General features: G+C 59.4%; 14 protein-coding genes. 8 read left to right on the top strand and 6 right to left on the bottom strand.

Translation table 11 applies throughout. The annotated features are described in order from the left end of the window. The first annotated feature begins 55 nt into the window (after window positions 1–55). The 4 genes from rng to tldD all read left to right on the top strand — a co-directional run bounded on the left by rng (window position 56) and on the right by tldD (window position 7,787). Complete coding sequence (gene rng / locus GIW69_RS01015; RefSeq protein ID WP_236480294.1) at window positions 56–1,513, top strand: ribonuclease G; 1,458 nt, start codon at window positions 56–58, stop codon at window positions 1,511–1,513. 75 nt (window positions 1,514–1,588) lie between these two features. Then, window positions 1,589–5,392 carry a YhdP family protein gene (locus tag GIW69_RS01010; protein WP_236480293.1) on the top strand — a complete coding sequence of 1,268 codons (3,804 nt, stop codon included), beginning with the start codon at window positions 1,589–1,591 and terminating at the stop codon, window positions 5,390–5,392. 86 nt (window positions 5,393–5,478) lie between these two features. After that, entirely contained in the window at window positions 5,479–6,339 is an 861-nt protein-coding gene (locus GIW69_RS01005; protein ID WP_236480292.1) for a carbon-nitrogen hydrolase family protein, read from the top strand. A gap of 5 nt (window positions 6,340–6,344) precedes the next feature. Beyond that, on the top strand, window positions 6,345–7,787 hold the full coding sequence (gene tldD, locus GIW69_RS01000) for a metalloprotease TldD (protein WP_236480291.1): 1,443 nt from the start codon (window positions 6,345–6,347) through the stop codon (window positions 7,785–7,787). Between the two features lie 63 nt (window positions 7,788–7,850). Here the strand turns inward: tldD and yjgA are convergent, their stop codons facing one another. Then, window positions 7,851–8,375 (bottom strand): ribosome biogenesis factor YjgA, encoded by a 525-nt coding sequence (gene yjgA / locus GIW69_RS00995; protein WP_236480290.1) that lies wholly within the window; start codon window positions 8,373–8,375, stop codon window positions 7,851–7,853. Between the two features lie 108 nt (window positions 8,376–8,483). Between yjgA and pmbA the strand changes: the two genes are divergently transcribed. The 4 genes from pmbA (at window position 8,484) to GIW69_RS00975 (ending at window position 11,975) form a co-directional block, all read left to right on the top strand. Further along, entirely contained in the window at window positions 8,484–9,830 is a 1,347-nt protein-coding gene (gene pmbA / locus GIW69_RS00990) for a metalloprotease PmbA (protein WP_496570874.1), read from the top strand. Window positions 9,831–9,997: 167 nt separating this feature from the next. Further along, window positions 9,998–10,438 (top strand): DUF2753 family protein, encoded by a 441-nt coding sequence (locus GIW69_RS00985; RefSeq protein ID WP_236480288.1) that lies wholly within the window; start codon window positions 9,998–10,000, stop codon window positions 10,436–10,438. A 1-nt stretch (window position 10,439) separates the two neighbouring features. Beyond that, window positions 10,440–11,051, top strand: coding sequence for a superoxide dismutase (locus GIW69_RS00980; RefSeq protein ID WP_236480287.1), 612 nt, complete (start codon window positions 10,440–10,442; stop codon window positions 11,049–11,051). 30 nt (window positions 11,052–11,081) lie between these two features. Then, window positions 11,082–11,975, top strand: coding sequence for a ZIP family metal transporter (locus tag GIW69_RS00975; protein ID WP_236480286.1), 894 nt, complete (start codon window positions 11,082–11,084; stop codon window positions 11,973–11,975). Between the two features lie 79 nt (window positions 11,976–12,054). Here GIW69_RS00975 and GIW69_RS00970 read toward each other — a convergent pair whose 3' ends face one another. The 5 genes from GIW69_RS00970 to GIW69_RS00950 all read right to left on the bottom strand — a co-directional run bounded on the left by GIW69_RS00970 (window position 12,055) and on the right by GIW69_RS00950 (window position 15,558). Further along, the gene (locus GIW69_RS00970) at window positions 12,055–12,330 is read right to left on the bottom strand and encodes an HPr family phosphocarrier protein (protein WP_236480285.1); all 276 of its coding nucleotides are present in this window, start codon (window positions 12,328–12,330) and stop codon (window positions 12,055–12,057) included. A 15-nt stretch (window positions 12,331–12,345) separates the two neighbouring features. After that, window positions 12,346–13,203, bottom strand: a complete 858-nt coding sequence (rapZ, locus tag GIW69_RS00965) for an RNase adapter RapZ (RefSeq protein ID WP_236480284.1) — start codon at window positions 13,201–13,203, stop codon at window positions 12,346–12,348. Between the two features lie 2 nt (window positions 13,204–13,205). Next, window positions 13,206–13,670, bottom strand: coding sequence for a PTS IIA-like nitrogen regulatory protein PtsN (gene ptsN, locus GIW69_RS00960; protein WP_236480283.1), 465 nt, complete (start codon window positions 13,668–13,670; stop codon window positions 13,206–13,208). A 12-nt stretch (window positions 13,671–13,682) separates the two neighbouring features. Next, window positions 13,683–13,991, bottom strand: a complete 309-nt coding sequence (hpf, locus tag GIW69_RS00955) for a ribosome hibernation-promoting factor, HPF/YfiA family (protein WP_126360207.1) — start codon at window positions 13,989–13,991, stop codon at window positions 13,683–13,685. Between the two features lie 73 nt (window positions 13,992–14,064). After that, the gene (locus GIW69_RS00950) at window positions 14,065–15,558 is read right to left on the bottom strand and encodes an RNA polymerase factor sigma-54 (RefSeq protein ID WP_236480282.1); all 1,494 of its coding nucleotides are present in this window, start codon (window positions 15,556–15,558) and stop codon (window positions 14,065–14,067) included. Between the last annotated feature and the right edge of the window lie 194 nt (window positions 15,559–15,752).

Raw genomic sequence — 15,752 nt, 5'->3', positions numbered from 1 at the left:
CCGCACGGATCAAGACGCAGCCATTATCGTGAACATGCCTGAACGAGACCCTGCCATGAGTGAAGAGATTCTGATCAACATCACGCCGATGGAGTCGCGCGTGGCGGTGGTCGAAAACGGTGTGCTGCAAGAAGTGCATGTCGAGCGCACGCAAAAACGCGGGATCGTCGGCAACATCTATAAAGGCAAGGTGGTGCGGGTGCTGCCCGGCATGCAGGCGGCGTTTGTCGACATCGGCCTGGATCGCGCGGCGTTCATCCACGCCTCGGAAATCTCCCTGCGCGAGGGGCCGGCGGTCGAGACCATCAGCTCGCTGGTGCATGAAGGCCAGAGTCTGGTGGTGCAAGTCACCAAGGATCCGATTGGCTCCAAAGGCGCGCGCCTGACCACGCAATTGTCGATTCCGTCGCGCTATCTGGTGTACATGCCGCGCACTGCCCATGTTGGCATTTCCCTGAAAATCGAAGACGAAGGCGAGCGTGAACGCCTCAAGCAAGTGGTCAGCGATTGCGTGGCCAAAGAAGGCATCAAGGAGGCCGGGGGCTTTATTCTGCGTACCGCTGCCGAAGGTGCCGGCGCTGAAGAAATCCTCATGGACATCCGCTACCTGCGGCGCCTGTGGGATCAGATCAGCGAGCAGATCAAGACCATCGGCGCGCCGAGCGTGATCTACGAAGACCTCGGCCTGGCCCTGCGCACTCTGCGCGATCTGGTTAACCCGAAGATCGAGAAGATCCGCATCGACTCGCGCGAGACTTTCCAGAAAACCACGCAGTTTGTCGCAGAACTGATGCCGGAAATCGCGGATCGCCTCGAACACTATCCAGGCGAGCGACCGATTTTTGACCTGTACGGCGTCGAAGACGAAATCCAGAAAGCCCTCGAGCGCAAAGTGCCGCTGAAGTCCGGTGGCTATCTGGTGATCGATCCGGCGGAAGCCATGACCACCATCGATGTGAACACCGGCGCGTTCGTCGGCCATCGCAACCTCGAAGAAACCATCTTCAAGACCAACCTCGAAGCCGCGACCGCCATTGCCCGCCAACTGCGCCTGCGCAACCTGGGCGGGATCATCATCATCGACTTCATCGACATGGAAGACGAAGAGCATCAGCGTCAGGTGTTGCGCACGCTGGAAAAGCAACTCGAGCGTGATCACGCCAAGACCAACATCATCGGCATTACCGAGCTGGGCCTGGTGCAGATGACCCGCAAGCGCACCCGCGAAAGCCTTGAGCAAGTGCTGTGCGAGCCATGCAGCAGTTGCCAGGGTCGCGGTAAGCTGAAGACGCCGGAAACCATCTGCTACGAAATTTTTCGCGAGATTTTGCGCGAAGCCCGCGCCTATCAGGCGGAAGGTTATCGCGTACTGGCGAACCAGAAAGTCGTCGACCGTCTGCTCGACGAGGAGTCGGGCAATGTCGCCGAACTCGAAAGCTTTATCGGCCGCACCATTCGCTTCCAGGTGGAAACCATGTATTCCCAGGAACAATACGACGTGGTGTTGCTCTGAAACGCTGTGCTGCATTTTCTATAGAACGGCTGGCCTCAGCTTTTTGCAGTTTTTTTGCCATGGGAGCCACCTGACATGGAGCGTCTGACACGCATTTTGGCCGCTTTGACCCGCTGGGGGCTGGGCCTGTGCGCGTTGGTTCTGGTGTTGATGGCGTTGTACGTCAGCCTCGGCCGGGAGCTGACGCCCCTGGTGGCCGAATACCGCGCCGACATTGAGGACAAGGCCAGTGCAGCCCTCGGCATGCCGTTACAGATCGGTGAGCTGGAAGGCAACTGGAGCGGATTCGCGCCGATCTTGCTGGCGCACGATGTCATGGTCGGCGACGGCGCGAACACGCTGCGTCTGGATCGGGTGCGCGCTGTGCCGGATCTTTGGGCCAGTCTGTTGGCCCGCGAAGTACGCATCGCCCATCTTGAGCTCAACGGTCTGAAAATCAGCCTCAAGGAAGGCGACGACGGCAAGTGGGCGCTCGAAGGCTTGCCGATGAAAGACGATCAGCCGACCGATCCGGAAAAACTCTTCCAGCAGATGCAAATGGTGCAGCAACTGTCGGTGCTCGACAGCCAAGTGACCTTGCAGCCGCAGGATCATGCGCCGATGACCCTGACCTACGTCGGCCTCAATCTGAAAACCGGCACCAGCCGCCAGCGCCTCGACGCGCGACTGACCCTGCCGGACGGGCAACCCGTTGCCCTGAGCCTGCGCACGCGGATTGAAGCACCGAAGTGGCAAGATGCGCGAGTCGAGGGTTATGCAAGCCTTCCCCAAAGCGATTGGGCGAAATGGCTGCCAGAGCGGCTGACCCGACAATGGAATTTTTCTGAGATCAAGGCCGGCGGCGAATTATGGGTCGACTGGCGTGACGGCGCTTTGCAGAGCGCGGCCGTTCGCTTGAATGCGCCACAATTCACGGGGGCCTACGCCGAACGCAAACCGATCCAGATCAACAATCTGGCGCTCAATGCGTTCTACCAGCGCAGCACGGAAGGCGCCACGGTGACCCTGGATTCGCTGGCGATGAACTTCGGCGAAACCCGTTGGGAATCGCGCATGCAGGTCAAGCAGATCGCCGCCACTGAAGATGTTGGCGAAGTCTGGCACTTGCAGGCCGACCGTCTCGACCTGACCCCGCTGACTCCGCTGATCAATGCGCTCGGGCCTTTGCCCCAGGGCGCCGCAACCGTGGTCGAGCGGCTGAAAGTGACCGGTGGCCTGCGCAATGTGCTGATGGATTTGCGTCCGACGGCCACCGACGACACCAAGTTCAGTTTCGCGGCCAATCTTGATCAGGTCGGCTTCGATGCCTACCACGGCGCCCCGGCGGCGCGAAACGTCAGCGGGAGCCTGACCGGCAACCTCGGCGGCGGCGAGCTGCGCATGGACAGCAAGGATTTTGTCCTGCACCTCGACCCGATTTTCGCCAAGCCATGGCAATACATTCAGGCCAACGCCCGTCTGACCTGGAAGCTCGACAAGGAAGGCTTCACCCTGATCGCCCCCTACCTGAAGGTGCTGGGCGAAGAGGGCAAGATTGCCGGCGACTTTTTGATCCGCCTGCATTTCGATCATAGCCAGGAAGACTACATGGATCTGCGGGTCGGTCTGGTCGATGGCGATGGCCGCTATACCGCCAAGTACTTGCCTGCAGTGTTGAGCCCGGCGCTGGATGAATGGCTGCGTACTGCGATTCTCAAAGGTGCGGTGGATCAGGGTTTCTTCCAGTACCAGGGTTCGCTGAACAAGGGCGCGGGAGATGCCGATCGCAGCATCAGCCTGTTCTTCAAAGTGCATGACGCCGAACTGGCCTTTCAGCCGGGTTGGCCGCATGTCAGCAATGTCACGGGCGATGTGTTTATCGAAGACAGCGGCGTGCGAATTTTCGCCAGCACGGGCAAGTTGCTCAATACCCGGGTCAGCGATATCGCGGTGAACATTCCCCATGTGCCGTCCGGGCAGACCAGTCACCTGTTTCTGGATGGCGCCTTTACCGGCGGACTCGGCGATGGTTTGAAAATCCTTCAGGAAGCGCCGATTGGCACCGCCGATACGTTCGCCGGTTGGGAAGGCGATGGCGATCTTCAAGGCAAGCTCAAGCTTGACATTCCCTTGGCCAAAGGCGATCAACCCAAAATCCTCGTCGATTTCAAAACCGCCAAGGCACGCTTGAAACTGGCGGAGCCCAAGCTCGAATTGACTCAGCTAAAGGGTGATTTCCGCTTCGACAGCAACAAAGGCCTGAGTGGGCAAAACATCAGTGCGCGGGCATTCGACAAGCCGGTGACCGCGCAGATTTTCGCCGATGGCAACCCTGGCAAGCTCAAGACACGCGTGGCCGCTTCGGGTCAGGTCGAGGTGAAGAAACTGACCGACTGGCTTAACGTGACCCAACCGTTGCCGGTGTCCGGGACGATCCCGTATCAATTGCAGGTCAACCTTGACGGTGCAGACAGTCAGTTGCTGGTCAGTTCCAATCTCAAAGGCGTGGCGGTGGATCTGCCCGCACCGTTTGGCATGGCCGCCGATGTCGGCCGCGACACCGTTTTTCGCATGACGCTTCAAGGCGCCGAGCGGCGGTATTGGGTCAGTTACGATCAAGTGGCCAATTTCACCTATTCCTCACCGCCGGACAATTTCAGTGAAGGCCGGGGCGAGTTGTTCTTGGGTGCCGGCGAAGCGCTGTTGCCGAACGCCAAAGGTCTGCGGGTACGCGGAACGCTGTCGGAGCTGGACGTCGCGCCGTGGCAGGATCTGGCGAGCAAGTATGCCGGCCAGGATCCGGGTGGCAGCGCCAAACAGTTGCTGAGCAGCGCGGACGTGAAGATCGGCAAGGTCACGGCGCTTGGTACCACCCTGGATCAGGCGTCCGTGCAGTTGAATCGTCGTCCCGCCGCCTGGGCGTTGGCGCTCGATAGCCAGCAAGTCAAGGGCACGGTCAACCTGCCTGATGCCAAAGCCGCGCCGATTGCGGTGAACCTGCAGTACATCAAGTTGCCTGCGCCGGATCCGACTGCGCTGGCCGACGAGAACTCGCCCGATCCGTTGGCGACTGTGGACCCGACTAAAATTCCGGCGCTGGACATCACCATCAATCAGCTGTTCCAGGGCCAGGATCTGGTCGGTGGCTGGTCGCTGAAAATTCGACCCACGGCCAAGGGCATTGCCCTGAACAATCTTGACCTCGGCCTCAAGGGCATCCTGTTGCAAGGCAACGGCGGCTGGGAAGGCACACCCGGATCCACCAGCAGCTGGTACAAAGGCCGGATCGGCGGCAAGAACCTCGCCGATGTGCTCAAAGGCTGGGGGTTCGCGCCGAGCGTGACCAGCGAAGAATTCCACATGGATGTAGACGGCCGCTGGCCGGGTTCGCCGGCATGGCTGGCGACCAAGCGCTTCTCCGGCACGCTGGATGCGTCGCTGAACAAGGGACAGTTCGTCGAAGTGGAGGGCGGTGCCCAGGCGCTGCGCGTGTTCGGGCTGCTCAACTTCAATTCCATCGGCCGCCGGTTACGTCTCGATTTTTCCGACCTGTTTGGCAAAGGCCTGAGTTACGACCGGGTCAAAGGTTTGTTAGTGGCGACCAACGGCGTCTACGTGACCCGCGAGCCGATCCGGATGACAGGTCCGTCCAGCAACATCGAGCTCAACGGCACGCTGGATCTGGTCGGCGATCAGGTCGACGCTAAATTGCTGGTGACCTTGCCGGTGACCAACAACCTGCCGATTGCGGCATTGATCGTCGGCGCGCCGGCCATCGGCGGCGCGCTGTTCCTTATCGACAAGCTCATTGGTGACCGCGTGGCACGTTTCGCCAGCGTCAAATACACCGTCAAAGGCCCGTGGAAAGAGCCGAAAATCACCTTCGACAAACCGTTTTGATCTGCATGGGGTAGCATGGCTCTTTGCAGGCGCAGCGTGCCGCAACGCCTGCAAGGGGCTGTGTTGATTTCAATTGAGAGGTGGCCATGTCGATAGCGGTGATTCAAATGGTCAGCCAGAGCGATGTGCTGGGCAATCTGCGCGATGCCCGCCGTCTGCTCGAACAAGCGGCCGCCGCAGGCGCAAAGCTGGCGGTGCTGCCGGAAAACTTCGCCGCCATGGGCCGTCGCGACGTTGCTGACATTGGTCGCGCTGAAGCACGCGGCGACGGCCCGATCCTGCCATGGTTGAAACAGACCGCCCGTGACCTCAAGTTATGGATAGTGGCGGGTACGTTGCCATTGCCACCGGTCGATCGGCCCGAGGCCAAGGTGCATGCCTGTTCGCTGCTGGTCAACGAACAGGGCGAAATCGTTGCGCGCTATGACAAGCTGCACCTGTTTGATGTCGACGTAGCGGACAATCGCGGCCGTTATCGCGAATCCGATGACTATGCTCATGGAAGTGGCGTAGTGGTGGCGGACACGCCGGTTGGCCGAATCGGCCTGACCGTGTGTTATGACCTGCGTTTTCCAGAGTTGTACAGCGAGTTGCGTGCCGCCGGTGCTGAGTTGATTACCGCGCCGTCGGCCTTTACTGCCGTGACCGGTGCGGCGCACTGGGATGTACTGATTCGCGCCAGGGCCATCGAGACCCAGTGTTATGTGCTCGCGGCTGCCCAGGGTGGAACCCATCCGGGGCCTCGGGAAACCTTCGGGCATGCAGCGATTGTCGACCCGTGGGGTCGCGTGCTGGCACATCAGGATCAAGGCGAGGCCGTGCTGCTGGCTGAACGCGATAGCAGCGAACAGGCGTCCATTCGGGCGCGAATGCCGGTGGCGGGCCATCGGCGGTTTTTTTCGCAGGGCGCACAGCGACCTGCTTCAGAACACGAATTTAAGGCGTAAACCCTATGAGCGAGTTGTTGTCCTCAGTCAGTGATCACCTGTTGGCGCCCGGCGGCGTCACGATCGAGAGTCTGCAAGGCGTGCTCGGCGACCTGGCAGGTCCCGGCATTGATGCGGCCGATCTGTATTTCCAGGGGCAGATTTCCGAGTCCTGGGCGCTGGAAGACGGGATCGTCAAGGAAGGCAGCTTCAACCTCGACCAGGGCGTTGGCGTACGTGCGCAATCCGGCGAGAAAACCGGTTTCGCCTACAGCAATGCAATCACCCTCGAAGCCCTCGGCGCCGCTGCACGTGCGGCCCGTTCGATTTCCCGCGCTGGGCAGAGTGGCACGGTGCAGGCATTCACCACTCAGGACGTCGCCCAGTTGTATGCGCCGGATAACCCGCTGGAAGTCCTGACCCGCGCTGAAAAAGTCGATTTGCTCAAGCGCATCGACGTTGCCACCCGCGCCCTCGATCCACGTATCCAGCAAGTCAGCGTGAGCATGGCCGGGGTCTGGGAACGCATTCTGGTGGCATCGACCGATGGCGGTCTGGCGGCGGATGTCCGGCCGCTGGTGCGGTTCAACGTGAGCGTGATCGTCGAGCAGAACGGCCGTCGCGAGCGCGGCGGTCACGGCGGCGGCGGGCGTACTGACTACCGTTATTTCCTCGCTGAAGACCGCGCCATGGGCTACGCCCGTGAAGCGCTGCGTCAGGCGCTGGTGAACCTGGAAGCCATTCCGGCACCGGCCGGTACGTTGCCGGTGGTGCTGGGTTCGGGCTGGTCCGGCGTGTTGTTGCACGAAGCGGTCGGGCACGGTCTGGAAGGCGATTTCAACCGCAAGGGCAGTTCGGCCTACAGCGGGCGTATGGGCGAAATGGTTGCGTCGAAACTTTGCACCATCGTCGATGACGGCACCCTGAGCGGACGACGCGGCTCCCTGAGCGTCGACGACGAAGGCACCCCGACTGAGTGCACCACGCTGATCGAAAACGGCGTGCTCAAGGGTTACATGCAGGACAAGCTCAATGCGCGACTGATGGGCGTGGCCCGCACCGGTAACGGCCGTCGTGAATCCTACGCGCACCTGCCAATGCCACGGATGACCAACACCTACATGCTCGGCGGCGAGAGCGATCCGGCGGAAATCATCGCGTCAGTGAAGAAAGGCATCTACTGCGCCAACCTGGGCGGTGGTCAGGTCGATATCACCAGCGGCAAGTTCGTGTTCTCCACCAGCGAGGCGTACTTGATCGAAGACGGCAAGATCACTGCGCCAGTCAAAGGCGCAACGTTGATCGGTAACGGTCCTGAGGCGATGAGCCGAGTGTCGATGGTCGGTAACGATCTGTCGCTGGACAGCGGAGTGGGGACGTGCGGGAAGGATGGGCAGTCGGTGCCGGTGGGTGTCGGCCAGCCAACGCTGAAAATCGATGCGATCACCGTGGGTGGCACGGGCGGTTGAACAACGCGGTAGGAGCTGCCGCAGGCTCGGGCCTGCGGCAGCTCCTACACACGGAGGACGTTATCAACGCAGTCCGCGTTGAGTTTCGTCCAGTTCACGGATGTACTTGAAAATTTTACGGCTGGAAGCAGGAGGTTTGTTTTGCGCAACCTCGTGCTGGGCCTGGCGGATCAGTGAACGCAATTGCTGGCGATCGGCGTCCGGATATTCGGCGACGAATTTCTCCAGCACCGCATCGTCACCCGCGATCAGCCGGTCACGCCAGCGTTCGAGGTTATGGAAACGCTCGTTGTACTGACGGGTGGAGGCATCGAGTTGATCGAGCAGCACGAGAATCGCGTCAGTGTCCTGGTCGCGCATCAGTTTGCCGATGAACTGCAGGTGCCGTTTACGCGCGATGTTCGCGGTGTGCTTGGGAGCATCGGCCAGCGCCCGGCGCAAAGCGTCGGTCAACGGCAGTTTTGCCACCAAGTCAGGCTTGAGTGTCGTAAGGCGCTCGCCGAGGTCAACCAGAGCATGCAGCTCGCGTTTGACCTGAGATTTGCTTTTTTCTCCCGTATCGAGGGAGTCGTCGTAAGAATCAACCATGGTGGCAGTCCGCAAAGAAACGCCGCCATGATAACCAGTCGGGGGCCGCTTGTCCGGCCCGGTCGCTCGATGACCCCAGCCGAAAGCAGAATTTGAGTGGAGATGAGCATGAGTGCAGTTGAAAGCGTCGGCCCACAAGCGTTGCCGGCACTGCAGGAACAAGTCGAGCAGATCATCGCCGAAGCCAAGCGTCAGGGCGCCAGTGCCTGTGAAGTGGCGGTGTCGCTGGAGCAGGGCCTGTCCACCTCGGTTCGCCAGCGCGAGGTCGAAACTGTCGAGTTCAACCGCGATCAGGGTTTTGGTATCACTCTGTATGTCGGCCAGCGCAAAGGCTCGGCCAGCACCTCGGCCACCGGGCCTGACGCCATTCGCGAAACCGTCGCGGCGGCGCTGGCGATTGCCAAGCACACGTCCGAAGACGAAGCTTCCGGTCTGGCCGATGCTGCATTAATGGCCAAGGAGCAGCAGGATTTCGACCTGTTCCACCAGTGGGACATCACCCCTGAGCAAGCCATCGAAAAGGCCTTGCTCTGCGAAGCCGCTGCTTTTGATGCCGATGCGCGGATCAAGAACGCCGATGGCACCACCCTCAGCACTCACCAGGGTTGCCGCGTTTACGGCAACAGCCATGGATTCATTGGTGGCTACGCCTCGACCCGGCACAGCCTGAGTTGCGTAATGATCGCCGAGGCCAACGGCCAGATGCAGCGTGATTATTGGTACGACGTGAGCCGTCAGGGTGAGTTGCTCGCCGATCCGGTGAGCATTGGCCAACGTGCCGCGCAGCGGGCGGCGAGCCGCTTGGGCGCCCGGCCGGTGCCGACTTGCGAAGTCCCAGTGCTGTTTTCCGCCGAACTGGCGGGAGGATTGTTTGGCAGTTTCCTGTCGGCGGTTTCCGGCGGCAGTTTGTACCGCAAGTCTTCGTTTCTTGAAGGCACGTTGGGGCAGAAGCTGTTCCCGGAGTGGCTGACCATCGACGAGCGCCCGCACCTGATGCGCGCCATGGGCAGCGCCTCTTACGACGGTGATGGTCTGGCGACCTATGCCAAACCGTTTGTCGAAAAAGGCGAATTGGTGTCCTACATTCTCGGCACCTATTCCGGCCGCAAGCTCGGGATGCCAAGTACGGCGAACGCCGGGGGTGTGCATAACCTCTTCGTCACCCATGGCGACGAAGATCAGGCCGCTTTGCTGCGGCGCATGGGCCGTGGCTTGTTGGTCACCGAATTGATGGGTCATGGACTGAACATGGTAACGGGCGATTATTCGCGCGGAGCGGCGGGATTCTGGGTCGAGAACGGCGAGATTCAGTTCGCGGTGCAGGAAGTGACCATCGCAGGCAACATGCGCGACATGTTCAAACAAATCGTCGCGGTCGGGAATGATCTGGAATTGCGCAGCAACATTCGCACCGGTTCCGTGTTGATCGAGCGGATGACGGTGGCGGGCAGCTAACCCACCCGATACACGCAAAGGCGCGCCATCCACTGGATGGCGCGCCTTTTTTTGTGCCTGCCCCTGTAGACGCTGCCGAAGGAGCTCTTGTGTTGGTTCTCATTATCAACTAATAATAAATCTCATTAATGGTCGTGTAACCACCGCAACCGCTTTGGAGGCTCACCATGGAGCACTGGAAACGTACGATCGAACGGGCCAATCGCTGCTTCATGGCGGGAGATCTGATCGATGCTCGCGAGGCGTATCTGCAAGCGCTGGCCCTGGCTCAGGTTTTGTTCGAGCGCTGGGCGGATGCCGACGAAGCGGTGGCGGCTTGCGTCATTTCCCATCACAACCTGGCGGATCTGCACTTGCGCCTCAACCAGCCAGAAGAGAGCGCCGAGTACCTCTGCGCAATCCATCAGCGGCTGCTGCAGGCCATGCAGGACGAGCGCTTGCGCCAAGCCTTGCGTGAGGCGGCGTTACGCCAGAGCAGCAAAACCTATGTCGAATTGTTGAATTTCATCAGCGAGCATGGCGAATACCCCCGTACCCAGCGGCTGCTGCATCCGGATACCGGTAACGCTCGCCGTGCCTCTACTGCATATCACCATGGAGTCCACTGAAATGGCTTTTACTTTGCCTGCCTTGCCCTACGCCTACGATGCTTTGGAACCGCACATCGATGCGCAGACCATGGAGATCCATTACACCAAGCATCACCAGACCTATATCAATAACCTCAACGCCGCCGTTGAAGGCACCGAATACGCCGAATGGCCGGTAGAAAAACTGGTTGCCAGCGTCAAGCAACTTCCAGAAAAACTCCGTGCCGCGGTGATCAACCAGGGCGGCGGTCATGCCAACCATTCTTTGTTCTGGGAAGTGATGGTGCCCAACGGTGGGGGCAAACCCGATGGCGTGCTGGCGAAGGCCATCGACGAACAATTGGGTGGTCTCGACAGTTTCAAGGAAGCCTTCACCAAAGCCGCGCTGACCCGATTCGGCAGCGGTTGGGCCTGGCTGAGCGTGACGCCGGACAGAAAGCTGATTGTGGAGAGCAGTGGTAACCAGGACAGCCCCTTGATGAACGGCAACACGCCGATCCTCGGACTCGACGTCTGGGAACACGCTTACTACTTGCGTTATCAGAACCGCCGTCCGGAATACATCAGCGCGTTTTACAACGTGATCAATTGGCCTGAAGTGGCGGCGCGCTATGTCGCCGCACTGGTTTAAGTCTTTTATAAAAACTCACCAAGGCTGACTATGGGCACTGAGACACTGGCGATTGGAAGTGGACGTATGTTTCGTTACGCATTCGGATCGCTGTTGCTGTTGGCGGGCATGACCTTGCTGGTAGCGCATGGGCTGGAATGGCTGAACCTGGAACCGAGGATGTCGCGGGCATTGCAGGGCGGCGCAATCTGCGCGCTCGGCACCGCCCTCGGCGCTGTCCCGGTATTGGTCATCCGACGCATGCCTCAGTCGCTCAGCGACACATTGCTGGGTTTTGGCGCTGGCGTGATGCTGGCGGCGACGGCATTTTCGTTGATCGTGCCCGGCATTGCGGCGGCTGAAAGCCTGGGTATGACGCCGTGGGGGGCCAGCGGGCTGATCTGCTTCGGCATCATTCTCGGTGCTTTCGGACTGTACCTGGTCGACCGTCAGGTAGCGGGTGCGTCGCCGGAAATGCTCGTCGGTACCCTTGAGCATCCGGTGATTCCGCCACGCATCTGGCTGTTCGTATTCGCCATCATTGCCCATAACATTCCGGAAGGCATGGCCGTTGGTGTTTCTGCGGGCGGCGGCATGCCGGACGCCGACAGCCTCGCCATGGGCATCGCCTTGCAGGACGTCCCCGAGGGATTGGTGATTGCGTTGGTATTGGCCGGGGCAGGGATGTCGAGGTTCAAGGCGTTTCTGATCGGCGCCGCGTCCGGTCTTGTCGAACCGGTGTTCGCAGTGTTGTGCGCCTGGCTGGTCATTCTCGCGCAACTATTGTTGCCGTTCGGATTGGCGCTGGCGGCCGGGGCGATGTTGCTCGTGGTGACCCACGAAGTGATTCCTGAATCTCGCCGCAATGGTCACGAAAAACTGGCCAGCCTCGGCTTGTTGATCGGGTTCTGCCTGATGATGGTAATGGACACCGCCTTAAGCTAAACACGCAGCTCCCTCCTGTAGGAGCTGCCGAAGGCTCGGGCCGCAGTTGGGACGATCTTTTGATCTGATCGATTGACGGTTATTCGCCTTCACCAAAATAGTCATTGATCAAGTCCCGCAGCGCGTCCAGCGCTTCTTGCTCCCGTTCCCCTTCGGTACTGATATGGAGAGTGGTGCCTTTACCTGCTGCGAGCATCATCATCGCCATGATGCTTTTACCGTCGACCGTGGCATCTGGCGTACGACCAACTCGTATTGAACAATCCTTGAACCCGCCGGCGACACCCACAAATTTCGCCGACGCCCGGGCATGCAAGCCCAGCTTATTGATGATTTCGATTTCCAGAGCAGGCATCGCGGTGTGAATCCTTTAAGTGAGGTCGCGGTGGCGAACCTGGACGTTCTTCAGGGTTTTCTGCAGGGCCTGTCCTAAACGTTCGGTCAAGTAGACGGAGCGGTGATGACCGCCAGTGCAGCCAATGGCAATGGTGACATAAGCCCGGTTGCTCGCAGCGAATCTCGGCAGCCATTTGTGCAAGTAAGCGAAGATGTCCTGGAACATTTCTTCGACTTCCGGTTGCTCCGCCAGATATTCGGCCACAGGTGCATCAAGTCCCGATTGCGTGCGTAGATCCGGCTTCCAGTAGGGATTGGGCAGGCAGCGCACATCGAACACCAGATCCGCATCAACCGGCATTCCGCGCTTGAAACCGAACGACTCAACCAGAAACGCTGTTCCCGGCTCGGGCTGATTCAAAAGGCGCAGCTTGATGGTGTCGCGTAACTGGTAAAGGTTGAGATTGGTAGTGTTGACCTTCAGGTCTGCCAGGTCGGCGATGGGGCCGAGCAGGGCGGTTTCATCGTGGATGGCTTCCGCCAGTGAACGATTGGCGTTGCTCAAGGGGTGGCGTCGCCGGGTTTCCGAGAAACGCTTGAGCAGAGTTTCTTCGTCAGCGTCCAGATACAGCACATCGCATTTGATATGGCGGCTACGGACTTCTTCGAGCAGTTCCGGAAAGCGCGACAGATGGCTGGGCAGGTTGCGCGCATCGATCGATACGGCGACCAGCGGCTGGGACAGCTCGGTATGAATCAATGCACGTTCGGCCAATTCTGGAAGCAAACCGGCCGGCAGGTTATCGATGCAGTAGTAGCCGTTGTCCTCAAGGACATTCAGCGCAGTACTTTTACCCGAGCCGGAACGGCCGCTGACGATGATCAAACGCATGATTACGGCCTGTTCTGCTCGTCCAGTACCACTTGATACAGCGCTTCACTGCTTGAGGCGCTGCGCAGTCGCTCGCGAACGTCCTTGCGGTCGAGCATGCTGGCAATCTGGCGCAGCAATTCAAGATGCGCGTCAGTGGCGGCTTCCGGCACCAGCAATACAAACAACAGATCGACCGGAGCACCGTCGATCGCGTCGAAATCGATAGGCGCTTCAAGGTGCACCAAGGCGCTCACTGGCGCCTCACAGCCCTTGAGGCGGCAATGGGGAATGGCGATGCCGTTGCCAAAACCGGTCGAACCCAGTTTTTCACGGGCAATCAATGCCTCAAAGACATCTTGCATCTCCAGATCCGGGACTTCCCGGGCGATCAGGTTGGCAATTTGTTCGAGGGCTTTCTTTTTGCTGCCGCCCGGCACGTTCACGAGGGAACGGCCGGGGGTCAGGATACTTTCAAGTCGGATCATGAGTTAGGGGTGTTAACGACCCGTTGCGCCCTGAAGGAGGCTCTGGGTCTTTTCCTTATGCTTTTTGAGTTGGCGATCCAGCTTGTCGGTCAGCAGGTCAATGGCGGCATACATGTCGTCATGCTCGGCATTGGCAACCACTTCTCCGCCGGGAATATGCAGCGTGGCTTCGATTTTCTGCTTCAGCTTTTCGACGTTCAGGATGACTTGCACATTGGTGATCTTGTCGAAGTGCCGCTCCAATCGGTCGAGTTTTTCTCCGATGTAGATGCGCAGAGGTTCGGTTACTTCCAGTTGGTGTCCACTGATGTTGACTTGCATACAGCTTCTCCTTCGTTGCCAGTGCATAAAGCGGCAGACCAAGTGATCTGCCACTGGAACGCTGTAACGTGGCTTACATCAACCGCTTGCGTTCGCTCGAAGGCGCGATCCCGAGAGATTCGCGGTACTTGGCGACGGTGCGGCGAGCCACCTGAATGCCTTGTGCCTCCAGTAAACCAGCGATCTTGCTGTCACTCAACGGCTTTTTCTGATTTTCCGCGGCAACCAGTTTTTTGATGATTGCGCGGATCGCCGTGGATGAGCATTCGCCGCCTTCGGAGGTGCTGACGTGGCTGGAGAAAAAGTATTTCAGCTCATAAATACCGCGCGGGGTATGCATGAACTTCTGGGTGGTCACCCGGGAAATCGTTGATTCATGCATGCCCACCGCTTCGGCGATGTCGTGCAGTACCAATGGCTTCATCGCCTCGTCGCCGTATTCCAGGAAGCCGCGCTGGTGTTCGACGATCTGGGTAGCGACCTTCATGAGGGTTTCGTTGCGGCTTTGCAGGCTCTTGATGAACCAGCGCGCCTCTTGCAGTTGATTGCGCATGAAGGTGTTGTCGGCGCTGGTGTCGGCCCGGCGTACGAAGCCGGCGTACTGTGCGTTGACGCGCAGACGCGGCACCGACTCCTGGTTCAACTCCACCAGCCAGCGCTCGTTGTCCTTGCGCACGATGACATCTGGCACAACGTATTCGGCTTCAGCGGACTCGATCTGCGAGCCTGGGCGCGGATTGAGGCTTTGCACCAGTTCGATGACTTGACGCAGTTCGTCTTCCTTGAGCTTCATGCGCCGCATCAGCTGGCTGTAATCGCGGCTGCCAAGCAGGTCGATGAAGTCACTGACCAGGCGCTTGGCTTCGGCCAGCCAAGGCGTTTTTGCAGGCAGTTGACGAAGTTGCAGCAGCAGGCACTCGCTAAGGTTGCGCGCGCCGATGCCGGCCGGTTCGAACTGCTGGATACGGTGCAGGACGGCTTCGATTTCGTCCAGTTCGATGTCCAGTTCCGGATCGAATGCGTCGAGAATCTCTTCGAGGGTCTCGTCGAGATAGCCCTGATTGTTGATGCAATCGATCAGGGTGACGGCGATCAGTCGATCGGTGTCGGACATCGGTGCCAGGTTGAGTTGCCACAGCAGATGACTTTGCAGGCTTTCGCCGGCGGACGTGCGGGTAGTGAAATCCCATTCGTCGTCATCGCTGCTGGGCAGGCTGCTGGCGCTGGTTTGATAGACGTCTTCCCAAGCGGTGTCGACCGGCAATTCGTTGGGAATGCGCTCGTTCCAGTCGCCTTCTTCCAGGTTGTCGACCGTCGGAGCGGCTTCCTGATACGAGGGTTCCTGGATTTCGGTATTGGGTTTCTGTTCGGCGTTGTCGGCCATGGGATCGGAGTTGTCGAAGTCGTCGCCTTCTTCCTGGCGTTCGAGCATCGGATTGGATTCCAGAGCCTCCTGGATTTCCTGTTGCAGATCCAGGGTCGACAATTGGAGCAGGCGGATGGCCTGTTGCAGCTGCGGTGTCATCGTCAGCTGCTGGCCCATTCTCAAGACTAGCGATGGTTTCATGGCAGGGGCTTAACACCTTATTCGCCGGCGCGCATGCGCCATCCACTACAGGGCGCCGAGGCGCCAAACTTAAGCAAATTATATGCCTGAAACTGAAGTGTTTGCCTAGACCGCTGTAACAATAAATAGCGATAAAACTTTATTGACTTGGTGCGTCGACCAAAGGCCAGCCACCTACAGCGCACCGTTGACCG

The sequence above is a fragment of the Pseudomonas syringae genome, assembly GCF_021605415.1.
GTDB classification, from domain to species: Bacteria; Pseudomonadota; Gammaproteobacteria; order Pseudomonadales; family Pseudomonadaceae; genus Aquipseudomonas; species Aquipseudomonas syringae_S.
This window is presented reverse-complemented; position numbering and strand designations above follow the sequence as displayed.

What these genes read in the sequence shown, in the direction of transcription:
- GIW69_RS00975 (WP_236480286.1), top strand. Translation starts at nt 11,082, where the DNA reads ATGGGCACTGAGACACTGGCGATTGGAAGTGGACGTATGTTTCGTTAC.
- GIW69_RS01005 (WP_236480292.1), top strand. Translation starts at nt 5,479, where the DNA reads ATGTCGATAGCGGTGATTCAAATGGTCAGCCAGAGCGATGTGCTGGGC.
- GIW69_RS00970 (WP_236480285.1), bottom strand. Translation starts at nt 12,330, where the DNA reads ATGCCTGCTCTGGAAATCGAAATCATCAATAAGCTGGGCTTGCATGCC.
- ptsN (WP_236480283.1), bottom strand. Translation starts at nt 13,670, where the DNA reads ATGATCCGACTTGAAAGTATCCTGACCCCCGGCCGTTCCCTCGTGAAC.
- GIW69_RS00950 (WP_236480282.1), bottom strand. Translation starts at nt 15,558, where the DNA reads ATGAAACCATCGCTAGTCTTGAGAATGGGCCAGCAGCTGACGATGACA.
- pmbA (WP_496570874.1), top strand. Translation starts at nt 8,484, where the DNA reads ATGAGTGCAGTTGAAAGCGTCGGCCCACAAGCGTTGCCGGCACTGCAG.
- yjgA (WP_236480290.1), bottom strand. Translation starts at nt 8,375, where the DNA reads ATGGTTGATTCTTACGACGACTCCCTCGATACGGGAGAAAAAAGCAAA.
- rapZ (WP_236480284.1), bottom strand. Translation starts at nt 13,203, where the DNA reads ATGCGTTTGATCATCGTCAGCGGCCGTTCCGGCTCGGGTAAAAGTACT.
- GIW69_RS00980 (WP_236480287.1), top strand. Translation starts at nt 10,440, where the DNA reads ATGGCTTTTACTTTGCCTGCCTTGCCCTACGCCTACGATGCTTTGGAA.
- hpf (WP_126360207.1), bottom strand. Translation starts at nt 13,991, where the DNA reads ATGCAAGTCAACATCAGTGGACACCAACTGGAAGTAACCGAACCTCTG.
- GIW69_RS01010 (WP_236480293.1), top strand. Translation starts at nt 1,589, where the DNA reads ATGGAGCGTCTGACACGCATTTTGGCCGCTTTGACCCGCTGGGGGCTG.
- GIW69_RS00985 (WP_236480288.1), top strand. Translation starts at nt 9,998, where the DNA reads ATGGAGCACTGGAAACGTACGATCGAACGGGCCAATCGCTGCTTCATG.
- tldD (WP_236480291.1), top strand. Translation starts at nt 6,345, where the DNA reads ATGAGCGAGTTGTTGTCCTCAGTCAGTGATCACCTGTTGGCGCCCGGC.
- rng (WP_236480294.1), top strand. Translation starts at nt 56, where the DNA reads ATGAGTGAAGAGATTCTGATCAACATCACGCCGATGGAGTCGCGCGTG.